11 protein-coding genes and 1 pseudogene are annotated in these 18,851 nt (G+C 64.7%); 1 reads left to right on the top strand and 11 read right to left on the bottom strand.

Annotated features, from left to right (window positions below; translation table 11 throughout):
- The first annotated feature begins 59 nt into the window (after positions 1–59).
- Entirely contained in the window at positions 60–3,059 is a 3,000-nt protein-coding gene (locus SO156_RS40080; protein ID WP_498538625.1) for a hypothetical protein, read from the top strand.
- 136 nt (positions 3,060–3,195) lie between these two features.
- On the opposite strand, the gene pbfA is transcribed toward SO156_RS40080, so the two are convergent.
- From pbfA to SO156_RS40135, 11 genes and pseudogenes are all read right to left on the bottom strand, one after another.
- Positions 3,196–4,527, bottom strand: a complete 1,332-nt coding sequence (gene pbfA, locus SO156_RS40085) for a (R)-1-hydroxy-2-aminoethylphosphonate ammonia-lyase (protein ID WP_498538626.1) — start codon at positions 4,525–4,527, stop codon at positions 3,196–3,198.
- Positions 4,524–5,339: a phosphonoacetaldehyde hydrolase gene (gene phnX, locus SO156_RS40090; protein ID WP_498538627.1), complete on the bottom strand. Its 816-nt coding sequence runs from the start codon at positions 5,337–5,339 to the stop codon at positions 4,524–4,526. Before phnX ends, pbfA begins: the two co-directional genes overlap by 4 nt.
- A complete protein-coding gene (locus SO156_RS40095; RefSeq protein ID WP_498538628.1) occupies positions 5,336–6,487 on the bottom strand; it encodes a TIGR03364 family FAD-dependent oxidoreductase in 1,152 nt (383 codons plus the stop codon). Before SO156_RS40095 ends, phnX begins: the two co-directional genes overlap by 4 nt.
- A complete protein-coding gene (locus tag SO156_RS40100) occupies positions 6,484–8,193 on the bottom strand; it encodes a putative 2-aminoethylphosphonate ABC transporter permease subunit (protein WP_458147357.1) in 1,710 nt (569 codons plus the stop codon). The genes SO156_RS40095 and SO156_RS40100 overlap by 4 nt, the downstream gene beginning before the upstream one ends.
- Positions 8,194–8,205: 12 nt before the next feature.
- Entirely contained in the window at positions 8,206–9,300 is a 1,095-nt protein-coding gene (locus SO156_RS40105) for a putative 2-aminoethylphosphonate ABC transporter ATP-binding protein (RefSeq protein ID WP_458147356.1), read from the bottom strand.
- Between the two features lie 66 nt (positions 9,301–9,366).
- Entirely contained in the window at positions 9,367–10,386 is a 1,020-nt protein-coding gene (locus SO156_RS40110; RefSeq protein ID WP_498538632.1) for a putative 2-aminoethylphosphonate ABC transporter substrate-binding protein, read from the bottom strand.
- 399 nt (positions 10,387–10,785) lie between these two features.
- Positions 10,786–13,017 (bottom strand): TonB-dependent receptor, encoded by a 2,232-nt coding sequence (locus SO156_RS40115; RefSeq protein ID WP_458147355.1) that lies wholly within the window; start codon positions 13,015–13,017, stop codon positions 10,786–10,788.
- Between the two features lie 185 nt (positions 13,018–13,202).
- The gene (locus SO156_RS40120; RefSeq protein ID WP_458147354.1) at positions 13,203–13,595 is read right to left on the bottom strand and encodes a DUF2946 domain-containing protein; all 393 of its coding nucleotides are present in this window, start codon (positions 13,593–13,595) and stop codon (positions 13,203–13,205) included.
- 157 nt (positions 13,596–13,752) lie between these two features.
- Positions 13,753–15,816: a hypothetical protein gene (locus SO156_RS40125; protein WP_498538629.1), complete on the bottom strand. Its 2,064-nt coding sequence runs from the start codon at positions 15,814–15,816 to the stop codon at positions 13,753–13,755.
- 7 nt (positions 15,817–15,823) lie between these two features.
- The gene (locus SO156_RS40130; RefSeq protein WP_498538630.1) at positions 15,824–18,634 is read right to left on the bottom strand and encodes a DUF4159 domain-containing protein; all 2,811 of its coding nucleotides are present in this window, start codon (positions 18,632–18,634) and stop codon (positions 15,824–15,826) included.
- Positions 18,631–18,851: pseudogene (locus SO156_RS40135) on the bottom strand (DUF58 domain-containing protein); the annotation flags it as partial. The gene SO156_RS40130 and the pseudogene SO156_RS40135, both read right to left, overlap by 4 nt.

Raw genomic sequence — 18,851 nt, forward strand, 5'->3', positions numbered from 1 at the left:
TGGAACTCCCGTACAGGTAGTAATCTTCAAACGGGGTGGCCAGTGGAGCGGAGGGAGAGATGCCCAAGAAGGCCAGCCGATCAAAAAAATTGAGCGGGATCGTCGAGCGCGTACGTCCGCATAGCCAACCCAGAGCGGGCGATGAGCAGTTTTCCGCAGACTATACGGTGACCAGCACGACCGACGGCGGCGGGAACGTTCTCACGAATGTCGAGGTGATTCTGGTCTTCTGGGGCAGCTTCTGGACCACGACACCCGCTCCGTCTCCTTCCAGCGACGAGTACAAGCAAGCGATCATCGGCATTCTGACGGGCCCCTACATGGGCGGCCTGCGCCAGTATCGCGGCGTCGCGCAAGGTACGCTGATCTTCACCGATCTCAACGACAGCACGAGCCCGGCAGATCAGTACACGGATGACGACGTCAAGACGATGCTCAAGGATCGACTCGACCATACGAGCATGCCGCCTCCGGCATCCGGCCACAATCGGTTCTATGCCGTGATCGTGCCACCGGGCATCAACAACAAGCTGACGACGACCAACGACTTCGTGGGGCAGCACCAGAGCTTCACCTACAAGGGCGTCACAGGATATTACGCGTGGGTTGACAATACGGGCTCGCTCACGGGGCACAATTGCGTCACGAAGGTCTTTTCCCACGAACTGATCGAGGCGTGCACCAACCCCGACGTCGATACCTCGAACAACAGCATCCTGGTCAACGGCACCAATGCCGACGGAACGCCGGTCACCAACGACGAGATCGGCGACACCTGCAACAACCAGTTCGCGACGATTGACGTCAACGGCGTCAATTGCTCCGTCCAGGCATACTGGAGCAAGGCGGACAACGCCTGCATCCTTCCAACCGGGACTTTGACATTCCTGGTGGACAAGGACACCTTCGGCAAGGATGAAGTGCAGGATGTGATCAACACGAGCGGCGGGATTTTCGAGCAGGCGTTCTGGCTCGTCGTCGACGGATTCAGCAAGAACACGTTCAGCTCTCTCAACGTCACGGTCCCGGTGCCGACCGGAGCGTTTGCCAACCTGAACGGCGTCACGATTGCCCAGAACCCGAACATCGATTTCGAGAACGGTGCAGATCCCGGAGCGCAGCAGAGAATTCGCGTTCCATTCGACATCACGTTCACGAATGCGGCGCTCGCGGACTTCCCGGCGTCCGGCAGCCAGACCTTTGAACTCGATGCCTTCCTTGCGACCGACGGCAACCAGGTGCCGGGTACGAACGCTTCGACGCTGTTTGAATTGGTGGCGGGCGCCGATCCCTACTTCACCAATGTCGATCCGACCCAGAACAATGTCTTCTATCTGAGCCAGGACCTCAGGGTCTTCACCGCGACGCCAGGTTTGTCCCGGCATCCGGTCGCCGGTGCGCCCGCGTTCGCGAGTGACAGCGTCAACGGCGCGTTCACCTATATCCAGGACCTGCTCACGTTCCTGAACAACAATTTCAGCGACCCGGCGGGAGTCGATCCCTTCAACTCGATTCTCCCGAGCCAGGGGGCGGCGTTGCAGGCCGATTCCTCCGTAACTCCATTCACGCTCCAGTTCACCACGTTTCCGCCGACGTTCAAGATCTTCAACAACTACAACTTCGCGGTGGCGCGAGTCCGCATGCGCGGCACCGCGGGACCGGCCGGCGAGGCCAGCAATGCACGCGTGTTCTTCAGGCTGTTCGTGACGCAGAGCCCGGATACGGATTATCAAACGGGCACGACCTACCCCTTCAATCCGGACGCGGCGGGCTTGCCTGGTTCACCCCAGGTCGGCGCCGGTCACGTCACGCTCCCCTTCTTCGCGACGGGAAATCTCGGCAGCAACACCGATTACGATAATGGCGGCGTCAACAACCGCGATATCGAGATCGCGAGCGGGAAGGACAGCATCTGGGCCTATTACGGGTGCTTCCTGAACCTCTATGACTCCGCCAACGTGATCGACGGGCAGCAGGCTCTGGCATGGCTTGCCGGAACTCACCACTGTCTGGTGGCCCAGATCGCGTTCGATGATGCTCCGATCTTCGTCGGAGCGCGTCCCGAGGCGTCGGACAAGCTCGCCCAGCGCAATCTCCAGGTGACGGTCTCGGACAATCCCGGGCCCGCCTCGACGCACCGGATCCCGCAAACGTTCGATATCCGGCCGAGCACCATGGTCAGCCGAAAGACACTCGTCGACGAGCTGATGATCGACTGGGGCAGGATTCCACACGGGAGCGTCGCCTCGATCTATTGGCCGCAGGTTCAGGCCTCCGACGTGCTTGCGCTTGCGTCGCAGCTTTATCCCGCGCACTCCCTGACGGCAGGAGACGCGAATACGATCCAGTGCAAGATCACGGGTGGCGTCACCTACGTGCCGATTCCGATGAATGCGGGTGAAAACTTCGCAGGTCTCCTTACGGTGGACCTTCCCTCCACCGTCGTCACCGGCGAGGAATTCAACGTGATCGTCAGGCGCGTGGGGCGGCAAGTCTCGAAACGCGATGTTTCGATCCAGAGGCCAACGCACGGGAGGAGTGCCAATCCGGACGTCGCTGTTCCGCGCCAACCGTTTTCCTGGCGATATGTCATCGGGACGTTTCAGATCAAGATTCCGGTCTCGACGTCCGCCGTGATGCTGCGCCCCGAGGAAGACACGCTGGCGATCATGAAATGGCGATTGCAGCAGACTGCGCCGTCAAACCGGTGGTTTGCCGTGCTGCAGCGGTATGTCGCATTCCTGGCGGATCGCGTCGCCGGGCTTGGGGGCGACCCCAATGCCATCCCGCCTTCACCCAACGGTGCGCCGGTTGAAGTCCCAAGTCCCTGCCTCGACGTCGTCGAATATACGGGCAAGGTTGCCGAGATCATCTTCGATTGCTTCGGCGAGCTCGAGGGCTTTGCGCTGGCCGACTGTTGCACGATGCATTCCTTCAAGACACGCGAGCGGCAGCTCGGCGAGCTGCTCATGAGGGCGTGCAGAGATCGGTTGCTTATATCCGTTTTCGCGCTGAAGCATGATCGTTCGAAGATTCATCGAATGGTCATTCGGGGCTGAACGATGCAGCAAACCAGCACCACAAGAGGGTGGGGAAGCGCCCCTCCCTCGCGACAACGCGGAACGCGTTTGCGCGGAGATCATGCTCAAACAACGACCTGATGCGCGATGACGATTCATCCCAATGCCACCCGCTCTATCGCAGGGAGGACATCGCCCCATCGAAGATGTCCAAGGCATGGTCGAGCTCGGCGCGGGAAATCGTGAGCGGTGGGCACAAGGTGACCACGTTGCCGCCTCCCAGCTTGAAGCTCAGGCCTGCCTCCAGGCAGCGATAGAGCAGGCGCTCGGCTCGCGCATTGGCCTCGCGTTCTCCGCGGCGACCAATCTCGACGCCAAGATAGAGACCCATGCCGCGCACCCCAGATATTCCGGGCTCCCGGCGTGCCATCAATTCCAGCCGTTCGAGCGCATGGGCGCCGAGTTCGCGGGCCGCGGCGAGCAACCCTTCATCCTCGATCACATCGAGCGTGGCAAGGGCCGCAGCGCAGCCGACCGAACTCTTCTCGTGCGTGTAATGGCCCAGCGCACCATCCGGCACCACGTCGAGATCGGCTCGCGCCACCATGGCCGCCATCGGCATGATGCCGCCGCCCAGCCCCTTGCCGAGCACGAGAATGTCGGGTGCAGCCCCGACTTGCTCGCATACGAACATGGTGCCGGTGCGGCCCAGACAGCTCGGCACCTCATCGAAGATCAGGAGGGTCCCGTGCCGGTCGCAGCTCGCCCGCACCTTTGGCCAGAAGCCCGGCGGCGGCGGCTCGACCGTGGTCCAGCGCATGGGCTCGGCGATTACGGCCGCGACGTCGCCCTGGATCTCGAGGACGTAGTCGATATAGTCCGCGAGCCGCTCATGCCCGCGACCATCCTGCCCGAAGAAGCGCTCGGCCAGCCCGGGCGGCGGGACATGCTCGGTGCCCGGCAGCAGCGGCCCGACTTCGCGCCGGAAAAGGGCCTCGCCGCCGACCGAGATCGCATCGAGATTGGCGCCGTGAAACGCATCCCACATGGACAGCGTCTTGTGCCGACCGGTGGCGTAGCGGGCGAGTTTGAGCGCCATGCCGATTGCAGCCGAGCCGCTGGGGGCCAGAAGGACCTTCTCCAGATGACCCGGCGCCAGCTGGGCCAGACGGCGGGCGAGGTCGATGGCGCTCTTGTTGGTGTAGCGGCGCGGGCAAAAAGGCAAGGTGTCGAGTTGCGACTTGATCGCGGCCACCACGCGAGGGTGGCCGTAGCCGACCTGGTGCACGCTGTTGCCATGAAAATCGAGAATGCGCCGGTCTTGCAGGTCGACGATGTGGCAGCCCTCCGCGCGCGTTGCCACGTTGAGGCACGGCGTGGACAGCGATTGCCGCAGAAACCAGCGCTCATCCTCGTCGAGCAGTTCGCGTGTCATTGGGTCGAGATGTTTCGCCCGCCAGGCCTGCCGTTCTCCCGAGAGGTTTCCATCGCCCTCTGCCTCGTTCACGGCCGCTCACCCCTGGTAAGGCGCTCTTCTATCGCTTCGATTACCGGGAAGATGTCAGCGACACTGTCAATCACGTAGTGAGCGCCGGCGCCCTCGAGGCGGTTCGCGGCCGCCGTACGCCGTGCGGCAAAGGCCTGCGATGACAATGCGGCGGTGTCGGCAAGTGACAGCCCGAACACGTTGCCAGTGACGGCCACGCCCACGGTCCAGCAGCCGCCATTGAGGCCTTCGGCGATCCCGACCTCTGTGTCGTCGACTTTGACACAGGCCCATGCCGGCCACACCGCGAGCTCAAGAAAGGCCTTGTAAAGCATGAACGGAGTCGGGCGCCCGTCGGGCGTGTCGCCGGTGCAGATGATACAGTCGGGCGAATAGCCCTGGGCGGCTGCAATCGGGATGACTTTGGCCATGATGTCGCGCGTGTAGCCGGTGCTCGAACCGATCTTCACGCCGCGCTGCCGCAGCTCTGCGACGGCCTCGGCCGCCCCCGGGATCACGTCGGCGTGGAGCCCCGCGACCTCGACGTTCATCGGGACGAACACCTCGTAGACTGCATCGATGTCGGCTTCGGTAGGCTCGCGCCCGTGCTTGTCGCGCCAGGCGGCGGCCACCCGTGGCAGCCGCATCAGCGTGGCGATGTGGGGGCGCTTGGCCATGCCCATAGGCCCGCGCGCCTCGTCGATCGTGATTTCGACTCCGAAGCGCGCGAATGCCGTAACAAACACACCCATGGGCGCCAGCGACCCGTGGTCCACGATCGTCCCGGCCCAGTCGAACACGACGGCCCGAACGCGCTCGAATTTCTCCGTCATGCGGGTTGGCTCCTTGTCGTCAGCTCGTCGATCACTTCCTCAGCGATTGCGAAAGCGGTGCTGGCACCGGTGCCGCTGGTGATCACCACGACGCGCACGGCATCCGAGGGGCGATCGATCAGCATCAGGCGGTCGGACGCCGAAGCGTAGGTACCGATCCAGCGCTCGCGGATGACGGGCACAGGACAAGCCACCACCTGCCGGAACTCTTCCATGATCAGTTCGTCCACTGAATCCGGACCGAACGGGTCGGGCGTGGCGGCGTAGTGATGCGAGTCGCCTACGACGAGCGAGCCATCCTCGCTCTGGACGGCAATGAGATGCACGCCATTGGCCAGGTGCTCACCCTGCTCCGCCTCCAATCGCTTTTTCAAAGCAGCGGCTTCCGGGAGCTCCGAGTAGCCGAGATAACGGACGAGTCCGAGGTCCGACATCACTGCTGCGTTGAACCGCGGCGCTGCGGCAGCGAAGCCGACCCGCAGCATGTGAAGCTTGCAGCGTGTCAGACCGTAGGCGGCGAGCCGCTCGGGATAGAGGCTGAGGAAGTCATCGCCTGGGCATACCACGCTTAGCGTGGCCCTGACCGTTCCCCGTGTCGTCTCGATGACAGGTGGCGTCAGCGCCTTCGTAAGCGTCTGGTAGAGAAACGTGACGTTGTGTGCCTCGGCCAGCCACCGCGACAATGCCGGCACGGCCACTCGCGATTCCACACGCAGCTCATGTGGGCTCACCAGCACTGCCTGCAGTTCGTTGGTCCGCAGCATCGGGAAACGGGCGGCAGCCGCGTCCCGCGTCAAGAGTTCGCAAGCCGTGCCCATTTCGGTGTCCCGGAATGCCTCGATCACAGCGACCGCCTCGGGCCGCCGGGCCGCCACGGCGAGCCCACGGTGCTCGACGCGGATACCAGTCGCCGGCACCACTTCCGCCCAGATATCGCGCGATCGCATCGCGCGCCGCCAGCACTCGCCACGTTGCTGACCGGTGACTGTGACGAAGCCGAAATTGCGTATCGAGGCGCCGTTCGCCTGGGCATCGCGCTCGATCACCACGACCCGCATACCACGACGCGCGCCCGCGAGCGCGTGGGCAAGGCCGCAAATGCCGCCGCCGACGACCGCGAGGTCGAACTCGCCCAGAAGCGCGCTCACCGCGTCCGCCATGCTTGCGAGTGGGCGAGGTAGCCCTGGGTGATCACCATGTAGGCTGCCCGGATCACAGCAGAGGTCACGAAGATGACCATCGCCATCGCTGCTGCCGGCGCGACGTCGCCTGCGTCGTCCATGTTCAGGACGGCGATCGCCGCCAACGTAGTGTTAGGCGAGTAGAGGAAGACCACAGCCGAGACGGTCGTCATCGCGTTCACGAACAGGTACATCGCAATGTCCAGGACAGCCGGCAGGCAGACCGGCAGGGTCACGCGGGCGAATGTACGCCAGAACGGTATGCGCAGTGAGGCCGATACGGTCTCGAACTCCTGGTCGATCTGCTTGAGCGCCGTCACCGCAGTCAGATGCGACACCGAATAAAAGTGTGAGATCGTGCAGATCACCAGGATCGCCATCGTGCCGTAGAGAAAACGGAGCGGGTTGGTGGGGCTGTTGAAGAAAAAGATGTACCCGAGGCCCAGGACCAGGCCCGGCACCGCCAGTGGCAGGAGCGCCAGGAACTGGACGAAGCGACGGGGCTCGCGAAAACGCGGTGTCTTCTCGACGAGGTAAGCGCCGCTGAACACGATCGCGGTACCGAATAGCGCGGTGAGACCCGCCATGATCAGCGAGTTGTAGTAGCTGGCCCAACCACCACCATCCATCATGTCGAAATCATAGTTCTTGAAACTGGGCGTCAAATTGTAGGGCCAGAAGGTGGCGATCGACGCGAAGAACGCAACGCCGAGGATCACCAGGATCGCGAAGGCGATCAGCGTGCAGATGGCCAGCATCAGTCGATCGACCATGGGATCCGGCTTGGGCGCGTACGGCACCGCCCGCGCCGAGAGCAACGCCGACTGCCGACGCTGCATCATCTGGTCGACGAGGAACGCAATCACGGCCGGCAGCAGCAGGATGAGGCCGACCACGGCGCCCATCTGGAAGTTCTGCTGGCCGACCACCTGCTTGTAGATGTCGGTCGCCAGCACATTGAACTGGCCGCCGACCAGCTTGGGCACACCGAAATCCGTGATGACGAGCGTAAACACCACGAAGATCGCGCTGATCAGGCCGTAGCGCGCGCCCGGGATGGTGACAGTCCAGAAGGTGCGGTTCGGACTCGCGCGTAGCGCCTCGGCCGCCTCATAGAGCCGGGCGTCCGAGATCGCAAGCGCGGTCGAGATGATGATGAGCGCGTGCGGGAAGGTCCAGAACACCTCGCCCATGACGATCCCGATCGGGCCATAGACCGAGCCTCCGAACAGCAGCCACGGGGCAAGCCCCTGGTTGCCGAACAGGTAGACGAGGCTGATCGCTGGCAGGAGCGAGGGGGCAAGGATCGGGATCTGTGCGATGATCCGGAACAACCCGCGCGCCGGCATGCAGCTGCGGTTGAGCCCGTAAGCGTAAGCAAAGGCGAGGAGAACGCAAATCATGGTGCTCAGGACCGAGACCCACACAGAGTGCCAGATCGAGATCGCGAGCCTCGGGTTGGCGAAGTAGGCGGCGAAGTTGGCGAGGCCAACAAAGCTGCCATCCGCTCCCTGGAAGCTCTTCGACAGGAGCGCCCATAGCGGCAGGAGCACGGTCAAGACCAGCCAGACGCCGAGCGCCACGAGGGCGCCGCGCATGATCCAGTCATCTCGCCCAAGTTGCTGTCTGAGTGGTGTCGCCGCGGCCTGCAACCCCAGTGTTGACGTCGCCATGGCCCGTCTCCCTCAGGTCGCGGCCGGCGGCTGGGCAAACACGCGCAGCCGGTTCGGTGGCAGGCGCACGTCGATCGTGCTTCCGGGCGTTATTCCGAGATCGCGCACGTCGTTGATCGAGAGATCGGCAGAGAAATTCAGACTGGTGCCGTTGGCGTGCAGCGTCGTTGCAAAATGGTTGCCGATGAACTCCATGACGCCGACTTGCACCGACAGGCGATTGTCCCCCGTGACATTCCGTACCACCACATCCTCGGGCCGCAAGCACACGATCACCGGCGCCCCCTGACCGAGCGACACCTCTTCTGAGAATGTGAGCACCGCACCTGTTACATCGGCGCGGTTCCCGGATAGGAGTAGCCCCTGGAGGAAGTTCATCTTGCCGACGAAGTCGGCGACGAAAGCAGTGGCTGGGCGGCTGTAGATCTCGCCCGGGGTGCCGACCTGCTCGATCTTGCCTTTGCTCATTACCACGATCCTGTCGGACATGGTGAGTGCCTCCTCCTGATCGTGCGTGACCATGATCGTAGTCACGTTGAGCCGACGCTGGAGGTCACGGATCTCGCCGCGCAGTCGAGCGCGGACCCGCGCGTCCAAGGCTGAGAGCGGCTCGTCGAGCAGCAGAAGCCCTGGCGATAGCGCCAAGGCGCGGGCAAGTGCAACGCGCTGCTGCTGACCGCCCGAGAGCTGGGCCGGATATTTGTTCGCCTGGTCGGATAGGCCCACGAGCGCGAGGAGCTCGCTGACCTTCTTGTCGATCTCGCCCCGCGACTTGCCGGTCGAGACGAGACCGTAGCCGACATTGTCCTTGATCGTCAGATTGGGAAATAGGGCGTAGGACTGGAATACGATGCCGAAGTCTCGCTGGGCGACGGGGAGGGTCGAAATGTCGCGCCCGCCCTGGTGAATCGAGCCACTGGTCTGGACATCCAAGCCCGAGATCGCGCGCAGAAGTGTGGTCTTGCCGCAGCCGGACGGTCCAAGGAAGGACACGAACTCGCCCGGCATAATGTCGAGGTCGATAGCGTACAGCGCGGCGAATGAACCGAACGTCTTGGTGACGTTGCGTATGCGCAGATAAGGCTCGATGTTTGATGCGGTGTCCATGAACCCTGTCCCCCGCGCTTCCCGGCGACGGCCCGCCGTTGCCGGCCGGATCAATCCGAACCGTGATCAGCCCTTGGGCTCGGATTTGCCATCGTAGCGCTTGATCCACTCCGCAAGAATGCGCTCGCGGTTCTCGGCAGCCCAGGCGAAGTCGTTCTTGATCAGCATCTTCTGGATGTCACCCTCGACAAACTCCAGCGGGCTCGCAATGCCCTCGAGCGCTACGATCGCGTAGCTCTCGGCGTAGAGCTTGTTGGCCTCGGGGGTCACGGCCCAGTCGGCAAGCTTTTTCGCGGCCTCGGGCTGCTTCGTCGTGCTCATGATCGCCGTCGCCTCCATGTCCCAGCCGAGCCCTTCCTTGGGCAGGACGATGGTGATCGGGGCACCGTCCTTCTTGGTCTTGTTGGCGCGGTACTCAAACGAGAGGCCGATCGCGTACTCACCCGCTCCAGCCTGACGGCAGGGCTTGGAGCCCGAGTGCATGTAGGAAGCGACGTTCTTGTGGAGTTCGTCCATGTATTTCCAGCCGCCGTCCCAGCCGAACATCTGCAGCCAGGCGGAGACCATCAGGAAGCCCGTCCCCGAGGAGGCGGGATTCGGCATCACAACCTGGCCCTTGTAGACGGGGTCGGTCAGATCGGCCCACGATTTCGGAATCGGGAGCTTTTTCTTGTCGGACTCGACCGTGTTCACGCAGAACGCCGACGCCCAGACGTCCATGCCGACCCACACCGGCGGATTAGCCGGATCGCGCATGGTCGGAGTGACCTTGTCGAGGTTGGCCGGGGCGTAGGGCATGAGCATTCCCTGCTTCTGCAGCAGCATCAGCGAGGTCGCGGCGAGGCCAATGACCACGTCGGCCTTCGGGTTGGCCTTCTCGGCAAGGAGCTTCGCGGTAATGATGCCGGTGGAGTCGCGCACCCAGAGGATGTTGACTCCCGGGTTGCTCTTCTCGAAAGCAGCCTTGTAGGCTTTGAGCTGGTCGGCCTCCAGCGCGGTATAGACGGTGATGTCGGCCGCGTAGACTTGAGAGCTGAAGCCGAGAATGGCGGCGAGCGACAGAAGAGCGAAGCGGAGGGCGCGCATCAGGTGCATGTCGGTCTCCATCGGTCCTGGCCGGCGGACTTGGCGGACCGCTCGGCCACCTGCTAGATCGGACCATCGTTCGATGACAAAACTGCGACAAGGGCGTAGGGGCGGTTAGTTCGCCCTGTCGAAGCAAGCGACATTCGCACGACGCCTGTGGCATGAAGCGGTGTGTCATTACCTCACGAAGCGTCGCGCAAGCACGAGAGGGAGTGCACCTCCTCGCGCCCTGTGAGCGAAACCTGATCTCCTAGAACTTGAAGTTCGCGAACGCGCGCGCCGTTCTCGAATTCCACCAACGCCGCCGCGGTGTCCTCCACTGCAAAGCTGCGCTGGCCCTTTGTGGCGATCGCAGCGAGCGTCGGGGCCGGTCGGCCCCGACGGGAGCAGGGCGCACGCCTAGAACCTCTGCGAAAGGCCGGCGTAGAAGCCGCGACGCGGCCCGTACTGCGGCGCGAACACGCCGATGCCGGAGCCGTCGCGGATCTGGTAGATCGTGTCGAACAGGTTGACCACGTCGAACCGCAGCGTCGTCGGCTTGTTCGGCGCCACGATGTTGAAGTCGTGCGACAGGCCGAGATTGACCTGTGTATAGCCCGGCAGATGATCGGTGTTGGCGAAACCGGAGCGCAGGCCGCTGCCATAGATCATCGACACGCTGTAGCGCGTGCCGTCCCACAGATAGGAGGCGCCGGCCGACGCCGTCCACATCTGCGCATGATCGGTGTAGACGTAGTGGTTCGAGATATAGTTGAGCTCGTCCTGACCGAACAGATACTGGTTCGAGACGATGTTGGTCGCGATCTGCCGGGCCCAGGCAAGGTTGGCATAGGCGCTGAGATTGCCGTTCTTGTAGGTCGACTTGAGTTCGACGCCGACGTTCTCGCCGCGATCATAGTTGAAGCCGTTCAGCACATAGGCCGCGCCGAACTGGCCATCGTCGAGCAGATCGCGCGCGATCTTGTAGTAGCCGTCGACGCCAACCTCGAGGCCCGGGATCGGATAGATCTTCTGCACCACGCCGACGTCGAACACGTGTGACCGTTCCGGCAATACCGGACTGTTGAGCGGCACCTCCGGCGTCTGCGTGTTCGCCGGCGCGTTGGGCGGCGTCACCAATGCAAGATTGGTGGGCGACGCGATCACCTGCGACGGCGGAGTGAAATTGCGCGCATAGCCGGCATGGAACGTGGTGCCGTCGAACGGCTTCCATGTCAGGCTGACGCGAGGGCTGAGCTGGTTGGCGTTCACATACTGGTACATCTGATCGAAACGCAATCCGGCGTTCAGGGTCAGATTGTTGGTGATCCGCCACTCGTCCTGGAGATAGGTCCCGATCAACCAGCCGGTCTTGGCATTGGAATCGAAGATCGAGAACGGCGCATCGATCGTGCCTGCGCTGGGATCGGTCGGGTCGGCCAGCGGCAGCACGGTCGTGCCGTTGTTGACCAATGTCCGCTCCGCGCTGACGCTGAAGCCGAAGCGCAGCGTGTGGGCATAGCCGACGCGCCAGGCGGTGTCCTGCTGGATGCCGTTGACGAGGCTCTGCCGGTAGACGTCCGAGGATACGCCGTTGAAGACGAGATCGCCGATCGGGTCGGGGTAGAAGTGCAACTGGCTGTAACGGTTGAAATACGCGATCTGGGTGTCCCATTCGCCGACGGACTTCTGGTAGGCAACGACGTTGAACTGATTGAACTCGTTCTGGTGCTCGTTGAGCTTCGACGAGTCGAAATTGGACACGCCGAACGCCGTGAAGCTCGGCGTCTGTCCGGGATTGTTCGGGATCTGGAACGTCGCGTTCGACACGCCGCTCATGAAGGTCAGACGGCTGGTGGGATCGAGCACCGTCGACAGATAGAGAAATCCCTTCTCCTGATTGGTGCGGTCATGGATCGCGTTCACCGATGCGGTCGGATTCTCGATGCCGAGATTGTTCTGGAGGAAGCGACCCGAGACGAAATACTGCGTCTGTCCGGCGGTCCCGCCATATTCGACGTTCGTCGAGATCGTGCCGTTGCTGCCGCCATAGACGCCGACGACGCCGGAATTGTTGAAGGCGTCCGCCTTGGTCTGGATGTCGAGCACGCCGGCGGTGCGGAAGCCGTACTGCGCGGGCAATGCGCCGGTGAGAAGGCTCATGCTGCCGACAATCCCCGTATCGAGGATCTGCCCGAATGCGCCGACGCCGTCGGGGAGCATGATGCCGTTGATGCGGTACTGCAAATTGGCGTGCTCGTTGCGCACGTGCAGCTCGCCGCTGGCCGCCGAATCCTGGGTCACGCCGGGGAATTGCAGCAGCACCTTGTCCAGCGTCGCATTGTTGCCCTGGGGCAGCGCCTCGATCGCCTGGCGATTCATCGTGTGCGATGTGGCGCCGATGGGGGCGACGAGGTTGTCGCGGGTCTGGTCGAACGTCGCATTCTGGCGGGCTACGGTCTGCGCCTCGGTCGGCGGCGGCGTTTCGGGCGCCTGGAGACGCTTACGTACGGTGCGAACCTTTGGTGGATGCGACGGATGCGCGCGCGGCGGGGCGGTGACCTCGACGCTGGGCAGGGTGGTGGCGGCGCTCGGCGCGTCCGTCTGCGCCGCGGCGGTGCTGTTGAGATAGAAAAGCGTGAGCGTGGCCACGCCTGCGCCCGCGAAGCGGGGTCCTGAAGATACCAACATTGTCCTGATTCCGATCAGGCGCGGCCGAAATCCGGCTTCGACTACGAGCGCCTGCCGCCGACACGCGGCGGATCAATCCTCGAAAGCCCGACGGAGGCTTGCGCGCGCGACGGCGGCAACCCGTAGGGCGGTTCAATCGACGGAGATCAGGAAGCGGGAGGGGCGCGCGGCTGGAACGCGTGGCCGGCCGATTTCAGATGGATGAATTCGGCGTCGGTGGTGCGGTAGAGGAATTCGACCGCCTGCGGCAGATGCAGCAGCGGCGGCGTCGCGAACACGACGGTGCTCGCCATCGAGACCACGGCGCAGATCGCGCAATTGTCGTCGCCCTGCTGGTCGTGGTCGGGCTTGGCCGGTGCCTGCTTCTGGAGCGCTGCACGATCAACGGACGCGATGCCGCTCGCCTGTTGCGACGACTGGAGCAGCGGCGCGGCTTTCGCGAACGAGTGGCTGTGGCCGAAGGTCAGCGCGAACTGCACCAGCATCGCGAAGATCGCGAGCCGGGCGCCGTGCCTGATGTTCGACCGGAACCACTTCATTCGAAAAACGCACCCCGCATCGCGGCGGCCAGTCCCCCCGGCCATCACGATGTTACAATGTAACATCGAGGATCGCAGTGCGCGTGTCAACCGCGGGAGGCGCGACGGCTGTGGCCGGCCTCCCGCTGTGATCTTCATGCAACGGTATGCGTGCGCTCTAGCGCCCTTCGCGCACCCAGGTCGCGGCGAACGCGCCGAGCAGGAGCAGCAGCCCGATCAGCCCGGCGAAGATCGGCAGCACGCCGACGCCCTTCACCACACTGGCATCGCGCATCCTGACCCCCATCCAGCCGTCGCCGTGGAAGACGCTAGCCGAGCGCACCGGCACGACGCGCGGCAGCTCGACGCTCGATCCGTCGACGACGCGCACGGCGTCGCCCCCGGTCGCCTGCGTCAGGGGTTTCAGCGTCTCGGCGGTCGAGGTGACTTCCGAAAATTCCTTCGGATTGGTCGGGCCGACATTGATCAGCGCCTTCAGCGTGCCGTCGGTGGCCTGCCAGAGACCAAGCTCGCTGGCCGGCAGGCTCGCGCGCCATTCGCCAGGGTCGCCGGCGTTCAGCGTCAGGTCGCGCGTCACGCCGGAGGGCGAGGTCACCGTCACCGGCTGCACGCTATCGGACATCGTCTGGCGCACCACGACGAGATCCTTGCCCTGCACCTGAAGGCGCAGCGCTTCCTCGTCGAGATCCGGCTGCTTCATCAGCCAGTGCGACATTCGCCGCAGCAGGTCGAGATGCGGGCCGCCGCCTTCATAGCCGCGCGCCCATAGCCAGATGTGGTCGGAGAGGAGAAGTGCGACGCGTCCCTCGCCGAAGCGCGAAAGGAACAACAGCGGCTTGCCGTCGGCGCCGGTCATCACCGGCGAGCCCGTCGCATTCCTGGTGTCGACGGTGCGGAAGAAGCGGCTCCAATGCGGCGGCTCCGAGTTAGAGCCTTCGAGGCCGCGCGTCACCGGATGGCGCTTACCGGTGTCGGAGAGATGCGCATAGAACGGCTTCTCGGTGACGCCGACCGGCTCGGCCGGCAGCACGGAGTCCAGCGGCGTGCGCCAGATACTGGTGTTCGAGGCATAGTCGGGCCCGGCCGAGACCAGCACCGCGCCACCCGAGCGGACGTAGCGTGCGATGTTGTCGAAATAGGCGATCGGCAGCACGCCCTGGCGGGCATAGCGGTCGAAAATGATCAACTGGAATTCGTTGATCTTCTGCTGGAACAGTTCGCGGGTTGGAAACGCGATCAGCGACAATTCGTTGATTGGGGTGCCGTCCTGCTTCTCCGGCGGACGCAAAATCGTGAAATGCACGAGATCGACGCTGGCGTCGGACTTCAGCAGGTTGCGCCAGGTGCGCTCGCCGGAATGCGGCTCACCGGAGACCAGCAGCACGCGCAGCTTGTCGCGCACGCCGTCAATCGCCACCACGGCGCGGTTGTTGACCGGCGTCAGCTCGTTATCGAGCGGCGAGGCCTCGATCTCGACGATGTTCGGGCCGGCATGCTTGATGTCGACGTCGACGCTTGCGGTCTGGCCGCTCGACAGCGTGCGCTCGTTGATCGTCTCGCCGTCGCGGCGCACCGTGACCTTGGCGCGATCGCCAGTCACGCCCTGGTCGTCGAGCCGGTAGGTGATGGTCTGGGTCTGGCCGACGATGCCGAAGCGCGGCGCGGCTGTGATCGCGATCCGGCGGTCGCGCTCGTTGTTCTGGCCGGTGATCAGCGCGTGCACCGGCGCCTGGAAGCCGAGCGCCGCGGCGTTCGCGGGGATGTCGTGCACGCGGCCGTCGGTGATCAGGAATGCGCCGGCGACGCGGTCGACCGGCACGTCCGACAACGCCGAGGCGAGGGCACCGAACAGTTTCGTGCCGTCGGTCTCGCCGTCGGCCTGTCCGGCCTCGACGACGCGCACCTCGAGGCCTTTGATCCGCTTCAGGCTGTCGACCAGCGCCTCCTGCGCCTGAGCGGCTTCCTTGGTGCGGTTGCCAAAGTTCTGGCTGGGGCTCTTGTCGACGACGACGGCAGCGACCGAGGTGAGGGGATCGCGGTCCTCGCGGGTGAAGGAGGGATTGGCGAGCGCAAGCAGGAACAGCGCGAGTGCGGCGACACGCACCGCCGCGCCACGCGCGCGGGCCAGCAGCAAGAGGACTGCGATGACCACGATCGCGGCGAGCGCGATCCACAGGACGATCGCAGGGACAAGCGGCGTGAACGCGATGCCGTAATTCATGTCGCTCCTATTGTCCGAGCCGCTCGATCAGCGCCGGCGCGTGCACCTGGTCGGCCTTGTAGTTGCCGGTCAGCGTGTACATCACGATATTGACGCCGGCGCGGAAGGCGAATTCGCGCTGACGCGGCTCGCCCGGCGCCATCGGCAGCATCGGCTGGCCATCGGGACGGATCGCCCAGGCTCCCGCGAGATCGTTCGAGGTGATGATGATCGGCGAGACGCCGTCGCCGCCACGCGCCGGGCGCTGTGCGCTGTCGTCCTCTTCCTCGCGCGGCAGGGTCTCGACCCAGGTCTGCCCGGTGTTGAAGCGGCCGGGGAAGTCGCGCAGCAGATAGAAGGTCTTGGTCAGCACGTGCTCGCGCGGCACCGGCTCGAGCTCGGGCACGTCGAGTGAGGACAGGATCTCGCGCAGTGCCTGCATGCCGGGTGTCTGCGAGGCGCCGTTCTCGCCGGGCGATGCTTCGACGGCGTCGCGGGTGTCGAAGATCACCGTGCCGCCCTGCTTCATATAGGCGTCGATCTTGTTGATGGCGTCCTGCGGCGGCTTCGGCGCGCCGGGAACGATCGGCCAGTAGATCAGCGGGAAGAAAGCGAGCTCGTCACGCGCCGGATCGACGCCGACGGGATCGCCGGCCTCGAGCGCGGTGCGCTGCGCCAGGAACAGCGTCAGCCCGGACAAGCCGGCTTTCACGATGGAGTCGACGTCGGCATTGCCCGTGACGACGTAGGCAAGGCGTGTCTGCGACACCGCTTTCATCGCAAAATCGTCGGTAGCGCTGTCGGCCCGCGATGGTGCGGGCGACGTGAGGCTGGCGAGCACCAGTCCGATCGCGAGCACGGCGGGCGCCGCGCGCCGGCGCAGGAGCGCGGCGAGGCCGCCGCCGAGCAGGGCGACGATGATGGCGTCGATCAGGAACAGCGCGAGCGAGCTCGAGAGCAGCCAGCCGCGCAGGTCGCGCGGCTCGGCGTTGGTATAGGTCGCGTGCCGGGCACGCAGGCTCGCGGTGTTGAGCGGGGCGATGCGGTCGGCGGCGGCGAGCGTGTTCACGGCCAGTGGTCCCTCGGCCGGGCCGTAGAAGCCGGGCGGATGATCTGATGTGGCGCGGTCGCGGTAATCGGCCGACAACGGCTTGGCGGTCGCCGGTGGCGGACCGAAGGCACCAAAGCCGTCGAGGATGTGCAGCGGCGCCACCGTCTCGGTGCTGGCTTCACCGGCAACGCCGGCGCCTGGTTTGGAGGTGTAGCCGGACATGTCGACGATCCGCCTCAGCATTTCGACAAATGTGCCCGACATCGGCAGATCGGACCAGCGCATGTCGGCGCTGACGTGGAACAGGCTTACGATTCCCTTGCCGCGATGCTCGCCCGTGACGAGCGGCGTGCCGTCTTCGAGCGAGGCCCAGCTCTTGGTCGCAAGCACTGCGTCCGGCTCCGCGAGCACCTGACGGCTCACGGTGACGTCCTTCGGCACAGGTACGCCGGCGAACGGTCCGTCCGCGGTGAAGGCCGCGAGATGCTGCGGCTTCTCCCAGGTCAGGCTGCCGCCGAGCGTGCGGCCGCCCTTGCGCAGCTTCACCGGCACGAGGTCGTCCTCGGCCTGCGCGAGGCGGGGACCTGCGAAGCGCACCAGCACGCCACCCTGATCGACCCAGGCGTTGAGGCGCTCGCGGATTTCGGGTGCGATGGTGCCGACATCGGCCAGGATGATCATCGGCAGCTTCTGGTCGAGAAATTGCGTGATGCCCTGCTGCGGCGCGCCCTTGTCGGCGAGACGCACATCGGCGAACGGCGCCAGCGCGCGGGTGAGATAGAAGGTCGGCGCCAACAATGGCTGCGCAGTCTCGCTGGTTGCGCCGGAGACGATGCCGATGGCGCGGCGGCGCCAGCGCTTGTCGAGCAGTTGCACGGCGCCCGCGGAACGCTCGCCGGAGATCTCGAGCCGGGTGATGTCGTTGCGCAGCTCGACCGGAAGGTCGAACGACGCCTCAGTCTCTTTGTCCTGCGGGGCGAAGATGTAGCGGGCTTCGCCGATCGGCGATCCCTTCTGGTCCAGCGCGCGCACGGAGCCGGCGGCAATGCCGCTGTCGGTACGTAGCACCTTCACGACCATCTTGGCGGCTGCGTTCTCGGCTGCGACCAGCGCCAGCGGCGAGGGCGTGCCGCCTTCAAACACCGTCAAGCTGCGGTCTCCAATCGTCTTGGTCAGGCCTTGCAGGAATTCCTCGCCGCGTCCGGTATCGACACCGTCCGAGAGCCAGGCGATCTCGCAATCGCCGGTTGCCTTGAGGAAACGATCGATCGCGGTGAGAGTTTCAACGCGCTCGATGGAATAGGGTTTTGGTGTGAGTTGCCGCAGCGCAACGCGCGCTGCGCCTGCCTGCATCAGCGTGATGTCGCGGTTCGGCTCTGAGAGCGGCACCAGCGCGATGGCGCGGCGGTCGCTGTCGGCATTCGCGATCAGCTCGTCGGCGGCCTTGATCCGCGCATCCCAGTTCGAGGCCGCGCTCCAGCCGTCGTCGAACATGATCATCAGCGGCGCCTTGCTGCCGGCAAGGCCGGTCTGCGGATTCCAGATCGGGCCGGCGGCGGCGAAGATCACCAGCGCCGCGGCGAGCAGACGCAGCGCAGTGAGCCACCAGGGCGTGCGCGAGGGCGTCTCCTCCTTCGGCGCGATGTCGAACAACAGGCGTGTCGGCGGGAATTCGACGCGGCGCGGCCGCGGCGGCATCACGCGCAGCAGCCACCACAGCACCGGCAGGCTGACGAGCCCGATCAGGAGCAGCGGTTCGGTGAAGGCGAGCGGCAGGCTTCCGATCATGCGGCGGGCCCCGCTTTGACGGTGGTGGAGCGCGCGCCCGATTTGCTGACCTGCATGCCGGCATGCAGGAACAACAGCAGTTCGGCGGCGGAGCGATCGGTGACGTGGGTGGCGAACAGCCAGTCGAGCTTGTTGGTCTCGTCGCGGATCTGGTCGCGATGCAGCGCGAGCCGCGCGGTGTAGTCCTGGGCCCAGCTTTCGGCGCGCCCTGCCGTGA

Source organism: Bradyrhizobium sp. UFLA05-125, assembly GCF_059803515.1.